The following is a 16,428-nucleotide window of genomic DNA, read 5'->3' as shown; positions in this document are numbered from 1 at the left end:
TCAGACACCCATTGTTCCGCACGCTCAGTGCAGGGCGACTTACGCAGGAAACCGCTAATGGACAAATTCGACCGGGCAATTCTCGACATCCTGCAAACCGACTGCACCCGCTCGGTGGCAGACATCGCCGAGCGTATCGGCCTGGGCAGCACCGCGTGCTGGCGGCGTATCCAGAAGCTGGAAGAAGCCGGCATCATTGATCGCCGGGTTGCGCTGCTCAATCCGCAGCGGCTGAACGTGTCAGTCAGCGTCTTCGCCGCCATTCGCACCAACCAGCACAATGCCGCCTGGCTCGAACAGTTTCACGCTGCTGTCGGCGAACTGCCTGAAGTGGTCGAGTGCTACCGCATGGCAGGCGACACCGACTACATGCTACGCATCGTCGTGGCCGACATCGCAGGGTACGACGCGGTGTACAAGCAACTGATCAGCATCCCCGGTATCAGCGACGTGAGCTCCAGCTTCGCCATGGAACAGATCAAATTCACCACCGGCCTGCCCTTGCAATACGCCTCGTTTGGCGGTTGAACGCAGCCACGCTCATCGATTGAATCGAACCCTCGGCCCGATGCCACGTCCACATTCTTTGGCAAACGAAAAAGGTGGCTGACATGACAACCGATCACATACTCACAGACAGCGTACCCAAAGAAGACCCCGCCAGCCCGCAACTCGGCCAGTACGACCGAGAAGCCGACCCGGTCCTGGCCATGAATGCGAACAGACCCGGTGTCGGCCCGAAAAAAGGCGATGAGGTGAAGAAGCGTACGGAACACGACGAGACTTACGATGAAGGCGAGCCTGAAGTGGACGAGGCCGATAGCGTGTCGGATGAGGGCGGCGGTACGTTGCCGGGCTGAAGCAGCACAGCCCTCGTATGGAGGGGCTGCAACAGCTCAAACGTGTTCCTCCTGCAGGGACGTTGAGCTGCTCACATGGATGCAATGATGAATCCGCCGACTCAAGGGCGGGAAGCAATCTCGTCCAGATGATTCAGCAGATCCAGCGGGTCTTCGTACACCCTCAACGCGCCAGCACGCTCAAGCTCGCCGATGTCATAGCCGCCCGACAACAGGCCGACGCCGGTTGCCTTACAGCGACGGGCCGCCAGCATGTCCCAGATTGCATCACCGATCACCAGACACTCGTCGATAGGTGCGTTTATCTTCTTTGCAGCTGCCAGAAACAGGTCGGGGTCAGGCTTACCGTAGCTCACGTCATCGCGCGTAACGATGTTGATCTTATTGATGTCCAGTTTCAGCGCTTTCAGGTTGATCGTCGCCGTATCGATCCCGCCGCTGGTGGCGATGCACCACTTGAGGTTTTCCTTGTCGAGCGTCTCCAGCAACTCGACAGCGCCGGGCAGTGCGATGATCTGTCCTTGCAGACGCTCGTAAGCCTGAGCATGTTTCTCGCTAAGCTGTTCAGCTTGTTCTTCGTTGATGTTCAAGCCGGTTTCACGCGACAGTGATTTCAACATCAGTCCGCCGCTCATGCCGATCTTGCGGTGAATACGCCACATCGCGAGCGGGATATTTTCTGCATCCAGCGCTTCTTTCCAGGCGGCGACGTTTTGATAAACGCTGTCGGTCAGCGTGCCGTCCAGGTCGAAGATGAAGGAAGTCTGGGGTCTCATAGCGTTACTCTTTTTGAATTCGGATTGACCATCTGGCGAGGTCCGGAGCGTTGTGGTCGACACCTGTTCGGCGGTATCGGAATGCGGCGATCATCAATGACGCGAGGGCCGTACCGGGGCTTCAAATACGGCATTGCCAGATGGAGGGAAAGACTGGTTTTTGAGGTCACACACTTTCGAGTACGTGATGGGATGGCGGTTCGATCTTTCGCACTCTCCAGCCGTGCTAACGCTGTAAGTAACCCTCCACCAGCGCCTGAACCCGCTCCGCGTCATCGGCGCTGACCGGGTTATAAACAATCATCGACAGATCCGGCCGACCATCCACGGCGAAACCCGAATACTCCAGCTCGATCAGCCCATGAACCGGATGCCGCAGGCGCTTGGTGCCTTCGCCCTGTAAACGCACATCGTTGTCACGCCACAACGCAGCGAAATCCGCGCTGAGCGTGCACAGTTCGTCAGCGAGTTCGCGGAGTTCCGAGGCGGCACCGGCACGGGTGGCGTCGGCTCTGAATGCGGCGACGATAAAGCGCGCGACGGCCTGCCAGTCGTCCTGCTTTGCCCGCGTGCCGGCGTTGCAAAACATCAGGCGCAGAATGTTGCGCTGCTCTAGGGGCAGCAGGCTGTAGTCAGTAAATACGGCCGCCGCCGCGTTGTTCCAGGCCAGAACATCCCAAGTGGCGGTCTTGATAAAGGCAGGGCTGAACGCGAGGGTATCCAGAATGCGTTGCAAGCGCGGCGATACGCCTTCGGGCGCGCTGTAGACCACTTCGGGCAGATGACCAAAAGCGAGCATGAACAAGTGTTCCCGCTCGGGCTCGGTCATCAAGAGACTTTGCGCGATCCGGTCCAGAACCTGGGCGGAGGGCGCGCCACCGCGCCCTTGTTCCAGCCACGTGTACCACGTCGCGCTGATATTGGCGCGCTGGGCAACTTCTTCCCGACGCAAGCCCGGCGTGCGCCGACGCGTGGTGGAAAGCCCCAGACTCGCAGGGTCCAGACGAGCCCGACAGTCTTTCAAATACGTTCCCAGCGGGTTGGCCATGATGATCCTGTTGGTGTTTATACCCTGATAACGTCACGTCTTTTACGGGATAAACGTTACGCGCACTCTGCCGTCTTCAGCAAAGAGAGATTTGAATATGCGCGTCTTTATAACCGGCTCCACAGGCTTTATTGGTACTCGGGTGGCCTGGGAACTGATCAACGCAGGCCATCAGGTAGTAGGGCTGACACGCTCTGAAGAGGGGGCCCGAGCTCTGCTTGCCATGGGCGCCGAACCCTATCGCGGCGATATCGAAGACCTGTCCGGCCTTCAGCGTGGCGTGGACAAATGCGACGCGGTGATTCACACGGCGTTTGATCACAACTTCGCGCACTTCGTCGCCAATTGCCAGAAGGACGCTCGTGTTATCGACGCGCTGGGTTCTGCACTGGCAGGCTCCGAGCGCCCGCTGGTTATCACCTCCAGCACGGCGATGGGCTCTTCAGCACCCGGGCAGGCCGCAGACGAAGATCATTTCGACCCGGCGCACCCCAACCCTCGAGTCGCCTCGGAACTCGCCGGGCAGGCGCTGTTGCAACGCGGCGTCAGCGTAGTCGTCATGCGCCTCTCGCAAATTCACAACCCGGTCAAACAGGGCCTGGTCAGCGAAGTCATCAAACAGGCGCAGGCAAAAGGCTGCTCGGCCTATATCGACCAAGGCCTCAATCAGTGGTCCGCAGCGCACCTTGAAGACACGGCGCGCCTGTATCGCCTGGCGCTGGAGAAACATCAGCCGGGGGCTCGTTATCATGCGACTGCCGAATCAGGCATTACTTTTCGCCTGATTGCCGAAGCCATCGGAGAACACCTCGGCCTGCCCACGTTGGCCGTACCCGCCCATGAAGCTGCCGCACACTTTGGCTGGCTGTCGACATTTGTGGCCAAGGACATGAGCAGCCTGAATGACAAGACACGCGAACGCTTGGGATGGCAGCCACGGGGGCCAGGTTTGATTGAGGATTTGGGAGGTTGTTCGAAGGGGTGAGTGTGGCGCCCGGGCTCAGGTTGAGTTCTGGCCTGACTGCCCGGGGACTTGCGAAAAAGTGCGCGCAGGCACACTGCTTTTTTTACAATTTGTTTAATTACGTTACCGGACAGGCTGCTTAAAATCGTGCGTTTGCCAAGCAAGGAAAGCAAACGATGAGCATCCATCAGTTGCGTAAGGATGTAGAAGAACACTTTGAGCGATTTGAGCGTGCGCCTTTCAAAGAGGCCTGGCGTCGGCGTGATGCTCGTATCTGTCTGATCTGGATGGCGGCATTGATATTGGCATTTTCAGGGGCGCTTATGTTTCTACCTGCGCCTACCCTGACTGACTACATTCCCGCTTTGCTGCCCGTCCTGCTGATTTCCCTGATATGCACCGTGCATCTTGCAGAGGTATATGCACGAATCAGAGCAGAACAAATGGGGGCCGCTTCGATTACCACGCCCTCCGAACGGTTAAAGCTGAAACAGGACTGGCTATGTGCACGCTATCACTGCGAGCCGGACGATCTTGTCGATAAGGCGAGGGCGCTGAGACAGCTGTGGGAGGAGCGTCAGGAGCTCAAGCAACTGGCCAGCCACGACACGATGGGGCCACGTATTGCTGCGTTATTCCGGCTACCTGACCCTGGCAGATTCATCGCGGCACTCTTCACCATCGCCGCGATCTTTACAACGATGGTGACCTTGGGCAGCAGCATCGATGCCATCTTCGATGCCTTACAAGACTGGCGAACGATAGGTGCCAATATCGTAATCGTCACTTTCCTGTGCACCGAAATCATATTGCTCTGGATCATGGTCACCGGCATGGCCCGCGAGATCGGCCCTTCGGTACTTGAGCAGATCGGGTTGCTGCCTATGAGTAGCCGTCGGGTTTATCGATATCTGCTTGCCGTCCATGATGCGAGTGAGCCTGTTACGCCGGTTCGCAGGAATGTGCCTGGATTGTTGAGGTTGATTTCGGTGTGTTTTATGCCGATTGGCGAGGTGTGGGCGAAAGTGCGGGCACGTTTTTTAGCGCGCTCAGCGGTCGGGGCTTGAATGGGAGGTGGAGATAACTATCGTGCCAATGCTCTACATTGGCATGCAGTGCGTGACGCTCTGCGTCACACATCTACCGTCCGGCAAAACAGCCCAGAGCCTGGGGAGTCGCGGGTAATCAGAATGATTTACTGGTGAGTGTCCGCATTCTCTGCCGGATAAAACTCGCCCTGGCTCCCCATTCTTTCCAACCTATTGCGAACGAGCGCCTCGACGCTGGCTACTGCAGCCTTATCGTCAGGGTTGACCAGCTGCAGGCACAGGCGCCGGGCGTTCTGATCATGGGTGCCCTCGCTGAGCATGTCGTGGGTAGGGACTTGTTCACCACGCCATAGGCACAGCTGGGTATGGGTACCGCCGAGCCATATTTCGTTGACTGATCTGAGGTCAGTGGTCGCCAGTTGGTCCACGGTGATCGTCTTGTCCATTGCGCTGTACCTTTTCAGTGAGTCGATACGGGTCAGACGAACAGCCGCCGCGGATCGTTCCCGGCGTCAGCTGTTCAACAGCGCCAACGGTGACAAGCCGGCGCCCTTGATCAATCGACAGGCAAGGCTTTATTTCTTCAGCCAACCCTCAACCACATCGGAACCATGCTCCGCCTTCCACTCCTTCAGAATCTTGTGATTCCCGCCCTTGGTCTCGATCACTTCACCGGTTTTCGGATTTTTATAAACCTTGAGTTCGCGCGGTTTGCGCTTGCCCGCAGGCTTGTCAGCGATCTGGCCACGGGACGAGGCCTGTGGGTCCAGCAGATTGATGATGTGCTTCAGGCTGAAGCCATAGTGCTCAAGCAGCTTGCGCAGCTTGGTTTCGAACTCGATTTCCTTCTTGAGACCCTGGTCGCCTTTCATCGACTCCAGTGCCTGAAGTTGCTCGGCAAGGTGTTTTTCCAGCTGGCGGTATTCTGCGAGTTTGGACATGGTATTTTCCTTATAAACAAGTGTGCGTAGTAAGTGAGAGGGATCTCATCCGTTACAAGTTCAGCCTAATTTTTCCGCAGAGGCGCGATGGCTTCCAATGCGCTGTAGTAACGCGATAAGCCGGATTATCCGGGCTTCCGGTTATTAAATGCGAATTCCCTGGTACAGAGTCAGCAGCTTTCGGCCAGAGCGATCATTGAGGTCGCTTGAGCGATTTACCTTATCTCAGGCATTGGTATTAGGAAGATAGCGTAGGTGTCCAGCAATATTCGGCCCGCTTCCAGCACTTTTATCCTTCGGATGAGTTCGCCCTTCGTTGACTGGAACCTCCTCAAAATCAAATGGACTGACGCCTTCAAGGCAGGCCACATTAACACCGTATTGAGCCGGGTCGGAGCGTCGTTGGTGATGTGTATATATCCCGCATTGTGAGCAAAAATAATGCTTCGCCTGCAGGGTGTTGAACTGATAGAGCTTGAGCATCGCCTCGCCAGAAGTGATTTCTATATCCTCCAGGGCTGCTGACACCGCGATCGCACCGCGCATGCGGCAATAGGAGCAGTTGCAGCGCCGGACGGCCTTGAATCCGTCAGTAAGCCGAACTTGAAATCGTACAGCGCCGCAATGGCATGTGCCTTGTAACGTTCCGTCAGAGGTGTCCATATAAACCGGTGACTCCGTCTATTGGCTGCGCGGCAGCGAAAAGCCTGTGAAGATGTGGCCAGACGACCACATCTTCACACCGTCTTTATTTAGGACTTGGCCCAAATCGGTTAGGTCCTGGATGGCCTTCCTGAATCAGGAAGACGAGGTTGGCAATCGGTACCAGCAGCCACCAGCCGCTGCGGTCCGTGTCGTGCAACCTGCGAACACCCACCGCGACACCTGGGACCAACACGGCCAGGGAATAAAGGTTAGCGATAATGCCGCCATCACCTATCAGCCCGCCGATAAAGCCGAGGACAATCGAGATCAAGATGTTGAACAGAAAGAACATCCAGTATTCTTTTCTGCGTGCCCTGCCCGTGAATACTGCATATTTTTTCAGAACGTCTGAATACCAGCTCCACGCAGGCGGGTTATCGGTGTTCGCACCGGCTGGCGAAACAACCAGTTGCGGAGCCCCGCAGTGCGGACACGTACCAGCGTCATCACTGATTTCCTTTGCACAACCACGACAAAATGCCATCTCATTCTTCCCTAAATCAGTTAGCTATTAATCCAAAAAATATCAGCAGCGATACCGCTGACAAGACAGTGCCTGCTATCGCTATTCCGTTTCCAGGCAACTTTTTGTTGATGCTGATGACGCCCAGAACCAGTCCGGCTATCGAGCACATGCCGAGCCCCACGACGGTATCCAGATCCCATTCACCATCGTCGAACAGCGCCAGCGAGCATAGGATGCCCAGCACCAGAGAGACGATAGCCATCCACGGAGAGCCCGTTTGTTGTAGCTGTTTCACAGGAGTTGCGGAGACCTGACTGGCGCCACATTGCGGGCAGTTGAGTGCCGTTTCATGTATTTCCTTTGCGCAGCCACGACAGAAGACCATCGCCATTTTATTTCCTTATATCGAGTAGCTTTCAGACCACCAGCCAGCGCTTTAATGCCTGCAAATTCTGGGTTAAAAGGTTTGTATTGCCAAGAATTAGTTAGTTTTATTTATAATTTTGGCGACTGCACGACGTTTTGAGGTGTTTTGCAGTCAGTTGTTTACGTTGGTTTGATCGCTAGCTAGCTAGCTAGCTAGCGTGGCGATGGGCAAGGGGCAAGGGGCAAGGGGCAAGGGGCAAGGGGCTAAACGAGCTTGCGCCTCCTCCACGTGCTGCAATCGAATCGACAATGTAAGCCTTCGGAGTCATTAGCAAGCCTGGGCTCGCGCCGTATTCGCCCCTGATAGCCATCGTATTTTTCTGTTTACCACACCAAAATTGGAAATATATCGCGCCGCGTATTCACCACATACGACTCCAATCCATTCCTCTCAGGAAAGAGTTTCAAGACTGTCTGCGTACTGAAGGTGATGGTTAATACCCCAAAACTATCAATTGAAACAGCCTCCACAATCGAGGTTCAAAAAATCAAACAGCAAAAGACTTGTGGCAGCGTCTTCACCATGTCCCCACTTGCATACCCTATCGATATCAGTGACGAATGGGCACTGAATTACTACGCTAGCTGTATCACCAAAAAGCAGGATCTGCGAACCGATCCCGACAGTGACGCCCGTTAGCGCGGAAGGAAGCATTTCCGCCAAATCTGCATCACTTATCATCATGCCGAGCTCTGTTCGTACCAGTGGATATCGAAAATATCATAGGCCTAATAGGTTCTAAATTTTCAAAAGTGAAATAAGTCACCAGGCAATAGGCTTATCGTCCCAATCCCAAAAGGTCCCGCTGTCGGCCGGTCCATGTGCGCCTACCACCTCAATGATGCGATCCGCCGAGAACGCCGGTTCGAACAGTTGGCCTTCAGGTACGTTCGCCTGGAAGGGCTGAGACAGCTCTGTGTCAGTTGTGCCTGGGTGTATTGCCAGGACAGTAGAGGCCGGGTTGAGGCGTTTCAATTCGATACTGGCCGTGTGCAGCAACTGGTTGAGCGCCGCTTTGCTGGCTCTGTAGCTGTACCAGCCACCCAATCGGTTATCGCCTATAGAGCCAACCCGCGCGGAGAGCGCCGCGAAGGTAGAAGGTTGTTTGCGCAATAACGGGAGCAGGTGTTTGAGCAGCAGGATCGGTGCGAAGGTGTTGGTCGCGAAGCTCGCTTGCAAGCTCTCAAGCGTCAGTTGCGCCAAGCCCTTTTCTGCTTTTGCACCGTCCTGATGAAGAATGCCTAACGTACTGATGACGAGGTGCAGATGATCGCATCCTTCAAGCGTCTCGCTCGCGAGTGCTTCGAGGGATTGTTCATTGCGCGCGTCGCAGTCGACGCGTTTGATGCGTTGGCCATATTGCTCTGCAAGCGTTGCCAGCTCTGTGGAAGTGCTGGCTTCGCGCGCGACCGCCCATACCTGAGCCACATCATCGCGAGCAAGCAACGCCGCGCACAGCGCCAGGCCGATACCTCGGCTGGCTCCGCATATCAGCACGTTAGCCTCGCTGTTCAGTTCGGGTATCAAACTCATAAGGCACCTTGAGGAGCATGGCTGAAGTGTTTTTGACTTCGGGGCCAGACATTACGTTCAGGCGGACGGTTGCTTACCAATCGGGAGCTCAACGAAAGGGGGCTTATGCTGATGTATCGGCCAAGCGCCACAGTAGGAAATTCAAGAGCTGTATTCATGCGATATATGCTCAATGCTTCATGGTAGAGAAATCATGAGAAAAGGGGAGGTCGTTATCGCAGAATCCTCCCAGCACGATCGCTATCCGGCCGAGTTCTGCTACGGGATAATCCACTCATCAACCAACTCAGGTTCCACGCAGCCGGAGACGACTGGATCTGGCAGGAGATGGAAATTGCGATGAATGGACTTGCAGGGAGAACGTCATGATAGGGGGGTATTTGCTGTACGCGGTCTTGGGTATTTACGCGTTGCCTGTTGGCTTTACCATGCTCTATGCCTGGTTGATGAGCAGCAAAACCGGCGTGCGATTCGAATTAAGCTTTGCCGAGGTGTCCAAGAACTTCCGGCACGTGATCCTGTTCGGCACACTCTTCGGGGTTTTGCTTTGCCCTGTCGATTATTTTCTTCCAGCAACGCCAGCTTTCAACCTCTATGTGTGCGCGCAGTTGGTGCTGCTCATCGTATTCACTCTACGGATGAGTTGCTCGGCGGTGGTCTTGCCTTCGGGAGCACATTCGACAGTTGCCAGGCTTGCCTACGGCACGATGCTCGCGACAGTCATCCTGATCTGCCAGCCCGCCCTCTACATTGCGTGGGCAATCTTGCGAGTCGGTTGAGTGCTCGTTTACACAGATTGCTGCCTGTCGCGAGGGGCCGCAAACGGCCAAGAGCGGACGCCTACGACCGATCTCCCCGTGCGCTGCTTGTGTTACCAGGCATTGAAGCTCAATGCGAATCATCAACCCGCAAAATCTTGCTGGGCATCGTGAAAGTAAACCGACCGTCAAACATTCATCTAATGTTATGCGAGGTTGGCGAAGCAGCCGGATTCACGCCGTGCTCATCATTTTCCAGGAAGGGCTTTGATGCGAAAACGTTATTTGATCGTGATTTTTGTGATATTTGCCATTGAGTGCCTGGTCGTGGTCGATAAGCTGATTTCGTCTACGTGGCCCGAACAGTTGGAGGTGGCTGTCGGGACGTTTTCCGTCAAAACAGGTGGGCGAGACGAGTACTTGTCAATCTCCAATGAGCAGGGGGCTGTTGTTCTCAGTTGCTCTCTGGGTATGAGTGGCTCGACGCGATGTTTTTCGCAAGAGCAGCTTCAAGCTTTGACCGGTAGGCGCGTAACAGCTCATTGGTATCGTCAGTCAGTTTATGGCGGGATTAGGAGGAACAAGCTGGTTGCACTTGATGACGGCGAAAAAATCATACGTGATCCAGAAAGAACCAAATCTTTGGATCGATCTAAAATAAAAAATTCGGCCATTGTTGGCGGTGTGGTTGTAGGTGTTATGTTTATCGTGTGGGGCGTATTTGTACTACGAGTGCGAAGTCGGCATGACGTCGCCCATAGCTGAGGATGTAGTGACTGGCGCGTCCGCTTTTGGCCGACAGGCGCCTGTCATTCGCGGGCGCAGAACTACACATCGTTCAGCGGAGCAACTATAAACCCTACCGCCTCGCCAACAACCGCGCCAGCCCAGCCGTCACCACGACCGCCAGCAAAACGGCAGCCGCGATAGACAGCAGCGCGCCCCATTGCAATATGGAATACCTGAGGGTCAGGTAGAAACTCACCACACCGACGGCGCCAATCGCATTGCCCCTGATTATCGCCGCCAGTTCATAACGCCCGCCTTGAACATGGACGAACACTGCAAGCGGCCAGGCGATCACCGGGATTGGCGCCAGCAGCCCACTAACCACCGGCCCGAGCCAGGTGGCGCTTGCGGTAATCGCCAGCAGCAGAAGGGTGGCCGTCAGCATTCGCATCGGAATGACCCAGCGCGGCAGTGCCACGTATGACGCTACGTCCGGCGGTGTCTGTTTCGAGGTGGTAACGATGATCAGTGCAATCATCAGCAGCGTGAAAATGATCGACAGCGCCAGTAAGCCTGACAGGTTCATCAGAAAGGCCATTGCGCCGTACACCGCGAGCGCGAGGACACATCCCGTCAGCGCTGAAACGCGTCGAGTGATCAGGAAATAAAACAGGTAAGTCGCCTGAATCGCGGCCAGTCCGGCCAGTGCGCCGGGCACCGCCATCGAGGCGAATTCGGTGCCTTGCTCTAGGCTGAGAAACAACATGACCAGCGCCGAAGTCATCGGCAGTCCGGAAAGTAGCCCCGCCACGCCGGTGCCCCAGCGCCGGGCCGCCAATGAAATGGCCAGCATGAGCGCGGGGGTGATGAGTAACTTGAGGTAGAAGGCCGTCATGCAGAAAACTTCACATCCGAAGGTGGGCTGAATGCTAAACCTTTTGGCGGTGGGTAACGATGCATGTCAGCGCTTACTCCATCGCCCGACAGCGCATCCGATAGCCAGAAACAGAAAAGCCCGGCGAACCGGGCTTTCCGAAAACGGACGCCGCTTATTTAGCGGTTTTCAGCTTGATCACATCACCAGAAACGGTGGTGGTATAGCCGTTCAGAACCCAGGCCCAGAACCACTTTTCCTGCACCTGGGTATTGATCAGCGCATCGCCACCCTTGGCCTGGATGGCGCTGTTCTGCGCGCGAACAAAACGATCGTTCTGACGAATCGGGATCAGACCGAACAGCATCAGGCCGGTGGCGCTTGCTTCACTGTGACCTACGACGGTGTATTGGCTGCTGTCGTATTGCGGGGTTTTCATAGGGGTGCCGGTGCAACCTGCCAGAACCAGACCACATACTGCTGCGGCGACAACTTTACTCACTGACTTCACGATAAAACTCCATGGAAAACGCCCGGATCCAAATCTCGGGCGGCGGTACTTTACTCGCTGGCCTGGTGCTTGAGGCATTTTTCTACGATTGCCTCACAGCACTCTCCCAATAGCGCGTCCGCCAACTCCGAGAGCGGCTGTTTCCGGTTGCAGCGAAGCGCTCCACATCCGAGATATTCAGCACGCCTGCAAAAGTATCAACGCAGCAGGCGGAAGGTCTCACGCACATGCTCGGTGAGCGTTGCCGGGTTTTCCATGGCCGCGAAGTGACCGCCGTGCTCGGCTTCCGCGAAGAACCGTAGATCGTCGAAACGCGCCTGTGCCCAGCGCCGTGACAGGCGCAGCAGCTCGCCCGGGAACATGCTCACGCCGGCAGGGATTGGCATCGCGGGGGCAGGGCCGTGCTGTTGCATTTCGCGCATCCCTTCCCAATAGAAGCGGACCGAGCTGGGCCCAGCATTGGGCAGCCAGTACAGCATGATGTCGTCGATCAGTGCATCGAGCTCGATTACCCGCTCAGGCTCACCGCCGCTGTCGGAGGCATCCTGAAACAGCGCATACACCCACGCCGCCAGGCCAACGGGCGAATCCGACAGGGCGAAGCCGACTGACTGCGGCCGGGTGCTGTGCACTTTCATGTAGCCGGAAAGCTCTCGGTCGTAGCGTTGCGCGTCGGCCAACATGCGCTGCTCTTCAGGCGTGGCCTGCGCTATTTCCGCCTCGGTGGCTTGGTACATCACCATGTTCAGGTGAATGCCGATCAGGCCAGGCGGGCGCATGTGCCCAAGAGCGGTGGTCACGGCCGCGCCCCAATCCCCACCCTGAGCGGCCCAGCGCTGGCCATAGCCCAAACGGTCCATCAACTGCGCCCAGGCCGCCGCCGTTTTGCCCACGCCCCAGCCTGTAGAGCGCGGCTTATCACTGAAACCAAAGCCCGGTAGCGCCGGGATCACCAAATGGAACGCATCGCTAGCTTGGCCACCGTGGGCGACAGGGTCGGTAAGTGGCCCGATCATCGCCCGGAACTCAAGAATCGAGCCCGGCCAACCGTGGGTCATCAGCAAGGGCAAGGCGCCAGGGTGAGGCGAGCGGATGTGCAGAAAGTGAATACCAAGGCCGTCGATCTCGACCCGGCTGCTGTTCCACTGGTTGAGTTGTGCTTCGGTGGCCCGCCAGTCATAGCCATTACGCCAGCGCTCGACCAGCGCGCGCAGACGCTCAAGCCGTGGCCCCTGGCTGTTGTCGGACACGGTTTCGGGGTCAGGCCAGCGGGTTTGCGCCAGGCGCTGAGCCAGATCGTCGAGTTGCGCCTGGGGAACTTGAAGAAGAAAGGGTTCGATAAGGTCGGTCATTGTTTACTCCCTTGCACATGGGTACGGGCCAGCGTGTCACGAACGGACGCCCATTCACGTTGGCCATAGCGGTCGTTATCCAGATTGAGCAGCTTGCCGCGCCCACTCATCATGTCGCGCAGGTATTGCATGCCCTGCCAGGCCGGGAACGGCTTGTCACTGGCAGGCGTGAGCGCGCGCACCACACCGATAAGGGTGGACAGCGTGCCGATATTGCCGGGGCGCAGCGTGCGGTAGAGATGCCCGGTCAGTTCGGTGAGGACGCTGGCGATCTGCGCAGGCGACAGGCTGTTACCGGCAATGCGCAGAAAACGCGGCGTGTGGGGATCCAGCGCGGCATCGGCGGTGAAGGCGGCTACGTCGTCCTTGGCAGTGAAGTCCAGCGGCTGTTGTGCATCACCGAAATGCAGCACCCGGCGCCCAGGCAGCACGATCGGCGCGTCGCCTTCGAGCAGCTCCAGAAAGCCACCGTTGAGGATCGAGGTCACGCTGATGTCGGCCGCATCGAGCTGGGTGACGAAGCGTCGGCGAAGGTCCAGGTTGCGGTTATCGCCAGGTCGGGTACGGGTGTAGTCGAGCGAGTAATCCGAGGGAATAAACCTGGGCACGCCAGCTGCCACCGCAGCCTCCAACAGCCTGCCCTGCTGCCCGATGATCACCTCTTCCAGGCCGTTGAGCGTAGACACCACACAACCCGAACCGGCAATGGCACGGCGCAGGCCCTGAGCGTCATCCAGTGAAACAGGCGTGATCGTCGTGCTGCTGTTGCGCAGGCCATTCAGCCGGGCTGACTCAGTGCCCGGACGAACCAGCGCTATGACATGGGCACCGCGCTCTGCCAAGGCCCGCACGACGCGTTGGCCCAAATCTCCCGTAGCGCCAGCAACCACTATGGGTAAAGCAGTCGCGTCATTCACAAAGCGCTTCCTTGATCGTTATGAATAGGTAGAAACGGCGTTTACCTGCTTCCATTTAACTGAACGTTACCGTTTAGTTGACGAACAAACAAGCGGGCTGTAAGTTGCCGGCCATGACAGCGATCAAGACCAAATCCAAAGGCGGCAGGCCCAGGCAAGACCAGGCGGGCGAGGCCGAGCGTCGATTGCTGGATGCCGCGCTGCAGCGCTTTCTGGCCTGCGGTTTCGAAGGCACCTCATGCGAAGACATCGCCCGCGCGGCCGGTGCCAGCAAAGCCACGCTCTATGCGCGTTACGCCAACAAAGAAGCGCTGTTCGAAGCCGTTGTACGACGCCACGTAGCCACCTTGCTGGCGCCCGCCGAAACGACTCCCGCGCTCCCCCTCGAAGGCCGCCTGCAGCACGTGGGCCACGGCATCCTCGAACACGCACTGCAAGCCGATACCCTGGCCATGATGCGCCTGGTAATCGCCACCTCCAACCGCACCCCGCTGCTGGCGGCTGAGGTCAACCGAATCGGGTGGGAAGGCGGTTTCACCAGAGTACGTTCGGCGATATTGGCGGGCCCGGACCAGCCCACCGACCCTGACGCACTGGCCCGTCAATTCATTGATCTGGTGTTCGCTCCCCATCAGCTTAGAGCGCTGCTGGGGGAGGATCGGGGTGTGTTGATTCAGGGTATTGCTGAGCGGGTGGAGTGGGGGGTGAGGATGGTTGGGAGTGCTGGGTTGTTGGGGTGAGGAGGTTGGGTTTTAGGTGTTTTGAAGTAATTGGGCTGGACGGTAAAGCCCTCCCGGGGCTTTGGCTCAAGAGGCCTGCCATTGCTCATTACTGATAGCTGAGCCGCGATTCCTGATAGGTGCACCATCACGCTTGTAGGTGGCAATGCATGGTCGGGGCCAGGACGGTTTGCTGTGCAGAGGCAAGGTCACCCCTTTGCTTGTCTTCTCTGCCAAAAGCGCGGCTGCATTGGTTAAGATGCGCTCCTTAGCTTGCAATCCCTCGGGCCGCTGTCGCTTGAAGAAATCGAGCGCATCCGTGGCCAGAATCGTCCGCAGGATTGGAGTGCGGGCATTTGTCCCGGCGCAAGTCTGGCTGATTTGAGTACGGAGGCCATCGCCTTGGCTCGCCGCGAATTTGCCACCAAGCATCCCAAGATGGCTGCCGAACTGCCGGCCTGGAGCGATGAAGCCTTTCTCAACAAATCCAAGCTGACCATTCAGGGGCAGATCACGCGTACCGCCATCCTGCTGCTGGGTAAGCCTGAGGCAGCGCACTGGCTCAATCCGGCCTCGCCCACCATTAGCTGGATTCTCAAGGATCGTGACGGCTCAGAGCGTGACTACCAGCATTTTTCTTGCCCGCTGCTGGCTAGTGCCGACGAGGTGTACCGCAAGATCCGAAACCTGAAATACCGCTATATGTCGGATAGCTCGCTGTTCCCCGAAGAGGTCGATCAGTACGACCCCTTTATCATCCGTGAGGCGCTCAACAACGCCATCGCCCATCAGGACTACCAGTTGGGCGGCAAGGTCTCGGTGGTGGAGTTCGAGGACGGACAGCTGTGCTTCAGCAACCCCGGCGCTTTTATTCCCGGATCGGTCGAGCAGGTGATCCAGGCCGACGCGCCGGAAAGCCGCTATCGCAACCGCTTCCTCACCGATGCCATGGTCAACCTGAACATGATCGACACCATCGGCAGCGGCATCCGCAAAATGTTCCTGATCCAGAAGAATCGCTTCTTCCCCCTGCCGGAATACCAGCTGGAGCAAAACCGCGTGCAGGTGACCATCACCGGGCGCGTGCTGGACATCAGCTATGCGCGCAAGCTCGCCGAGCTGCCCAACCTGGCGTTGGACGACATCATCCTGCTGGATAGGGTGCAGAAGCACAAATCACTGAGTGATGCACAGGTTCGCCATCTCAAGGCGCAGAGGCTGATCGAGGGGCGCAAGCCCAATTTCCATATCTCCGCTCAAGTGGCGCGGCACAGCGACGATCTAGCTCAGTACATTCTTAACCGTGGCATTGATGACACGCATTACAAGCGTCTGATCTGCGAATTAATCCAACAGTCCGGATCGGCCAGACGGTCCGCCATCGACAAGCTACTCGTAGACAAACTGCCGGACGTTTTAGACATTCAACAGAAGGCCCACAAGATTAAGAACTTGCTGAAATCCTTGAAAAAACAAGGGGTTATCGAGCCAAAGGGTAAGCTGTGGCAAATGTCTAAAGGCTAATTTCTAGACATTTTTAGACATTCAGGAAATGGTCTGGCGATGACAAAAGATGCTTGGAGGCATTGCCCGAACTCATTTGACTGGAGCGGCCATTGCAAGCGGGCAGGCCAAGGAAAGGCGCGGTTTTAGCCGCTCCCACTTGCACTGCTCAATTTGCCGGCCATTTGACTGATGCGGCCAACGCCTCCAGGCAGCACCCTAAAACTTTGTAGATTAGGGCCTTGGAAAAAATGCTCATTTGGCTGCATGAGCGCTTTAGACGAATTAGCCGGGGT

At 56.9% G+C, this 16,428-nt stretch carries 20 protein-coding genes; 8 read left to right on the top strand and 12 right to left on the bottom strand.

The window, feature by feature from the left end; all coding sequences use genetic code 11:
* Positions 1 to 57 precede the first annotated feature (57 nt).
* On the top strand, positions 58 to 528 hold the full coding sequence (locus BLR20_RS25950; protein WP_002555835.1) for an Lrp/AsnC family transcriptional regulator: 471 nt from the start codon (positions 58 to 60) through the stop codon (positions 526 to 528).
* Between the two features lie 83 nt (positions 529 to 611).
* Positions 612 to 860: a hypothetical protein gene (locus BLR20_RS25945; protein WP_010428521.1), complete on the top strand. Its 249-nt coding sequence runs from the start codon at positions 612 to 614 to the stop codon at positions 858 to 860.
* Between the two features lie 101 nt (positions 861 to 961).
* Here BLR20_RS25945 and BLR20_RS25940 read toward each other — a convergent pair whose 3' ends face one another.
* On the bottom strand, positions 962 to 1,636 hold the full coding sequence (locus BLR20_RS25940) for an HAD family hydrolase (RefSeq protein ID WP_074595108.1): 675 nt from the start codon (positions 1,634 to 1,636) through the stop codon (positions 962 to 964).
* A gap of 226 nt (positions 1,637 to 1,862) precedes the next feature.
* Positions 1,863 to 2,684 (bottom strand): helix-turn-helix transcriptional regulator, encoded by an 822-nt coding sequence (locus tag BLR20_RS25935; RefSeq protein ID WP_074595107.1) that lies wholly within the window; start codon positions 2,682 to 2,684, stop codon positions 1,863 to 1,865.
* Positions 2,685 to 2,781: 97 nt separating this feature from the next.
* On the opposite strand from BLR20_RS25935, the gene BLR20_RS25930 reads away from it, so the two are divergent.
* The gene (locus BLR20_RS25930) at positions 2,782 to 3,669 is read left to right on the top strand and encodes an SDR family oxidoreductase (protein ID WP_074595106.1); all 888 of its coding nucleotides are present in this window, start codon (positions 2,782 to 2,784) and stop codon (positions 3,667 to 3,669) included.
* Positions 3,670 to 3,824: 155 nt separating this feature from the next.
* On the top strand, positions 3,825 to 4,715 hold the full coding sequence (locus BLR20_RS25925; protein WP_074595105.1) for a hypothetical protein: 891 nt from the start codon (positions 3,825 to 3,827) through the stop codon (positions 4,713 to 4,715).
* Positions 4,716 to 4,843: 128 nt separating this feature from the next.
* On the opposite strand, the gene BLR20_RS25920 is transcribed toward BLR20_RS25925, so the two are convergent.
* From BLR20_RS25920 to BLR20_RS25890, 6 genes are all read right to left on the bottom strand, one after another.
* Positions 4,844 to 5,143, bottom strand: coding sequence for a hypothetical protein (locus BLR20_RS25920; RefSeq protein WP_074595104.1), 300 nt, complete (start codon positions 5,141 to 5,143; stop codon positions 4,844 to 4,846).
* Positions 5,144 to 5,272: 129 nt separating this feature from the next.
* The gene (locus BLR20_RS25915; RefSeq protein WP_010428530.1) at positions 5,273 to 5,638 is read right to left on the bottom strand and encodes a histone-like nucleoid-structuring protein, MvaT/MvaU family; all 366 of its coding nucleotides are present in this window, start codon (positions 5,636 to 5,638) and stop codon (positions 5,273 to 5,275) included.
* A gap of 225 nt (positions 5,639 to 5,863) precedes the next feature.
* On the bottom strand, positions 5,864 to 6,301 hold the full coding sequence (locus BLR20_RS25910; protein ID WP_074595103.1) for a GFA family protein: 438 nt from the start codon (positions 6,299 to 6,301) through the stop codon (positions 5,864 to 5,866).
* Positions 6,302 to 6,386: 85 nt separating this feature from the next.
* Entirely contained in the window at positions 6,387 to 6,827 is a 441-nt protein-coding gene (locus BLR20_RS25905; RefSeq protein WP_025990847.1) for a DUF805 domain-containing protein, read from the bottom strand.
* Between the two features lie 16 nt (positions 6,828 to 6,843).
* A complete protein-coding gene (locus BLR20_RS25900; RefSeq protein WP_032657686.1) occupies positions 6,844 to 7,200 on the bottom strand; it encodes a DUF4190 domain-containing protein in 357 nt (118 codons plus the stop codon).
* Positions 7,201 to 7,998: 798 nt separating this feature from the next.
* On the bottom strand, positions 7,999 to 8,769 hold the full coding sequence (locus BLR20_RS25890; RefSeq protein ID WP_054992727.1) for an SDR family NAD(P)-dependent oxidoreductase: 771 nt from the start codon (positions 8,767 to 8,769) through the stop codon (positions 7,999 to 8,001).
* Positions 8,770 to 9,134: 365 nt separating this feature from the next.
* Between BLR20_RS25890 and BLR20_RS25885 the strand changes: the two genes are divergently transcribed.
* Together BLR20_RS25885 and BLR20_RS25880 are read left to right on the top strand one after the other, a co-directional pair.
* Positions 9,135 to 9,548 (top strand): hypothetical protein, encoded by a 414-nt coding sequence (locus BLR20_RS25885; RefSeq protein WP_010428539.1) that lies wholly within the window; start codon positions 9,135 to 9,137, stop codon positions 9,546 to 9,548.
* A gap of 249 nt (positions 9,549 to 9,797) precedes the next feature.
* Positions 9,798 to 10,292 carry a hypothetical protein gene (locus BLR20_RS25880; protein WP_010428540.1) on the top strand — a complete coding sequence of 165 codons (495 nt, stop codon included), beginning with the start codon at positions 9,798 to 9,800 and terminating at the stop codon, positions 10,290 to 10,292.
* Positions 10,293 to 10,386: 94 nt separating this feature from the next.
* On the opposite strand, the gene BLR20_RS25875 is transcribed toward BLR20_RS25880, so the two are convergent.
* The 4 genes from BLR20_RS25875 to BLR20_RS25860 all read right to left on the bottom strand — a co-directional run bounded on the left by BLR20_RS25875 (position 10,387) and on the right by BLR20_RS25860 (position 13,910).
* Entirely contained in the window at positions 10,387 to 11,151 is a 765-nt protein-coding gene (locus tag BLR20_RS25875) for a hypothetical protein (RefSeq protein WP_054992726.1), read from the bottom strand.
* 154 nt (positions 11,152 to 11,305) lie between these two features.
* Positions 11,306 to 11,641 (bottom strand): hypothetical protein, encoded by a 336-nt coding sequence (locus tag BLR20_RS25870; protein ID WP_016566852.1) that lies wholly within the window; start codon positions 11,639 to 11,641, stop codon positions 11,306 to 11,308.
* A gap of 197 nt (positions 11,642 to 11,838) precedes the next feature.
* Complete coding sequence (locus BLR20_RS25865; protein WP_054992725.1) at positions 11,839 to 12,993, bottom strand: epoxide hydrolase family protein; 1,155 nt, start codon at positions 12,991 to 12,993, stop codon at positions 11,839 to 11,841.
* On the bottom strand, positions 12,990 to 13,910 hold the full coding sequence (locus tag BLR20_RS25860; protein ID WP_054992724.1) for an NmrA family NAD(P)-binding protein: 921 nt from the start codon (positions 13,908 to 13,910) through the stop codon (positions 12,990 to 12,992). The genes BLR20_RS25865 and BLR20_RS25860 overlap by 4 nt, the downstream gene beginning before the upstream one ends.
* Positions 13,911 to 14,023: 113 nt before the next feature.
* Here BLR20_RS25860 and BLR20_RS25855 point away from each other — a divergent pair, with 113 nt between their 5' ends.
* Both BLR20_RS25855 and BLR20_RS25850 read left to right on the top strand, forming a co-directional pair.
* Positions 14,024 to 14,650: a TetR/AcrR family transcriptional regulator gene (locus tag BLR20_RS25855; protein WP_054992723.1), complete on the top strand. Its 627-nt coding sequence runs from the start codon at positions 14,024 to 14,026 to the stop codon at positions 14,648 to 14,650.
* A 252-nt stretch (positions 14,651 to 14,902) separates the two neighbouring features.
* Positions 14,903 to 16,153, top strand: a complete 1,251-nt coding sequence (locus BLR20_RS25850; RefSeq protein ID WP_235809986.1) for an ATP-binding protein — start codon at positions 14,903 to 14,905, stop codon at positions 16,151 to 16,153.
* The last annotated feature ends 275 nt before the right edge of the window (positions 16,154 to 16,428 follow it).

It is taken from the genome of Pseudomonas congelans (genome assembly GCF_900103225.1).
GTDB lineage: Bacteria > Pseudomonadota > Gammaproteobacteria > Pseudomonadales > Pseudomonadaceae > Aquipseudomonas > Aquipseudomonas congelans.
Note: the sequence above shows the minus strand (reverse complement) of the source record. Positions and strands in the feature narration are given on the sequence as shown.

Coding starts and splice junctions, on each gene's coding strand:
- BLR20_RS25940 (WP_074595108.1), bottom strand. CDS start 1,636: ATGAGACCCCAGACTTCCTTCATCTTCGACCTGGACGGCACGCTGACC.
- BLR20_RS25900 (WP_032657686.1), bottom strand. CDS start 7,200: ATGGCGATGGTCTTCTGTCGTGGCTGCGCAAAGGAAATACATGAAACG.
- BLR20_RS25880 (WP_010428540.1), top strand. CDS start 9,798: ATGCGAAAACGTTATTTGATCGTGATTTTTGTGATATTTGCCATTGAG.
- BLR20_RS25910 (WP_074595103.1), bottom strand. CDS start 6,301: ATGGACACCTCTGACGGAACGTTACAAGGCACATGCCATTGCGGCGCT.
- BLR20_RS25875 (WP_054992726.1), bottom strand. CDS start 11,151: ATGACGGCCTTCTACCTCAAGTTACTCATCACCCCCGCGCTCATGCTG.
- BLR20_RS25885 (WP_010428539.1), top strand. CDS start 9,135: ATGATAGGGGGGTATTTGCTGTACGCGGTCTTGGGTATTTACGCGTTG.
- BLR20_RS25920 (WP_074595104.1), bottom strand. CDS start 5,143: ATGGACAAGACGATCACCGTGGACCAACTGGCGACCACTGACCTCAGA.
- BLR20_RS25890 (WP_054992727.1), bottom strand. CDS start 8,769: ATGAGTTTGATACCCGAACTGAACAGCGAGGCTAACGTGCTGATATGC.
- BLR20_RS25925 (WP_074595105.1), top strand. CDS start 3,825: ATGAGCATCCATCAGTTGCGTAAGGATGTAGAAGAACACTTTGAGCGA.
- BLR20_RS25865 (WP_054992725.1), bottom strand. CDS start 12,993: ATGACCGACCTTATCGAACCCTTTCTTCTTCAAGTTCCCCAGGCGCAA.
- BLR20_RS25855 (WP_054992723.1), top strand. CDS start 14,024: ATGACAGCGATCAAGACCAAATCCAAAGGCGGCAGGCCCAGGCAAGAC.
- BLR20_RS25935 (WP_074595107.1), bottom strand. CDS start 2,684: ATGGCCAACCCGCTGGGAACGTATTTGAAAGACTGTCGGGCTCGTCTG.
- BLR20_RS25915 (WP_010428530.1), bottom strand. CDS start 5,638: ATGTCCAAACTCGCAGAATACCGCCAGCTGGAAAAACACCTTGCCGAG.
- BLR20_RS25905 (WP_025990847.1), bottom strand. CDS start 6,827: ATGGCATTTTGTCGTGGTTGTGCAAAGGAAATCAGTGATGACGCTGGT.
- BLR20_RS25945 (WP_010428521.1), top strand. CDS start 612: ATGACAACCGATCACATACTCACAGACAGCGTACCCAAAGAAGACCCC.
- BLR20_RS25950 (WP_002555835.1), top strand. CDS start 58: ATGGACAAATTCGACCGGGCAATTCTCGACATCCTGCAAACCGACTGC.
- BLR20_RS25930 (WP_074595106.1), top strand. CDS start 2,782: ATGCGCGTCTTTATAACCGGCTCCACAGGCTTTATTGGTACTCGGGTG.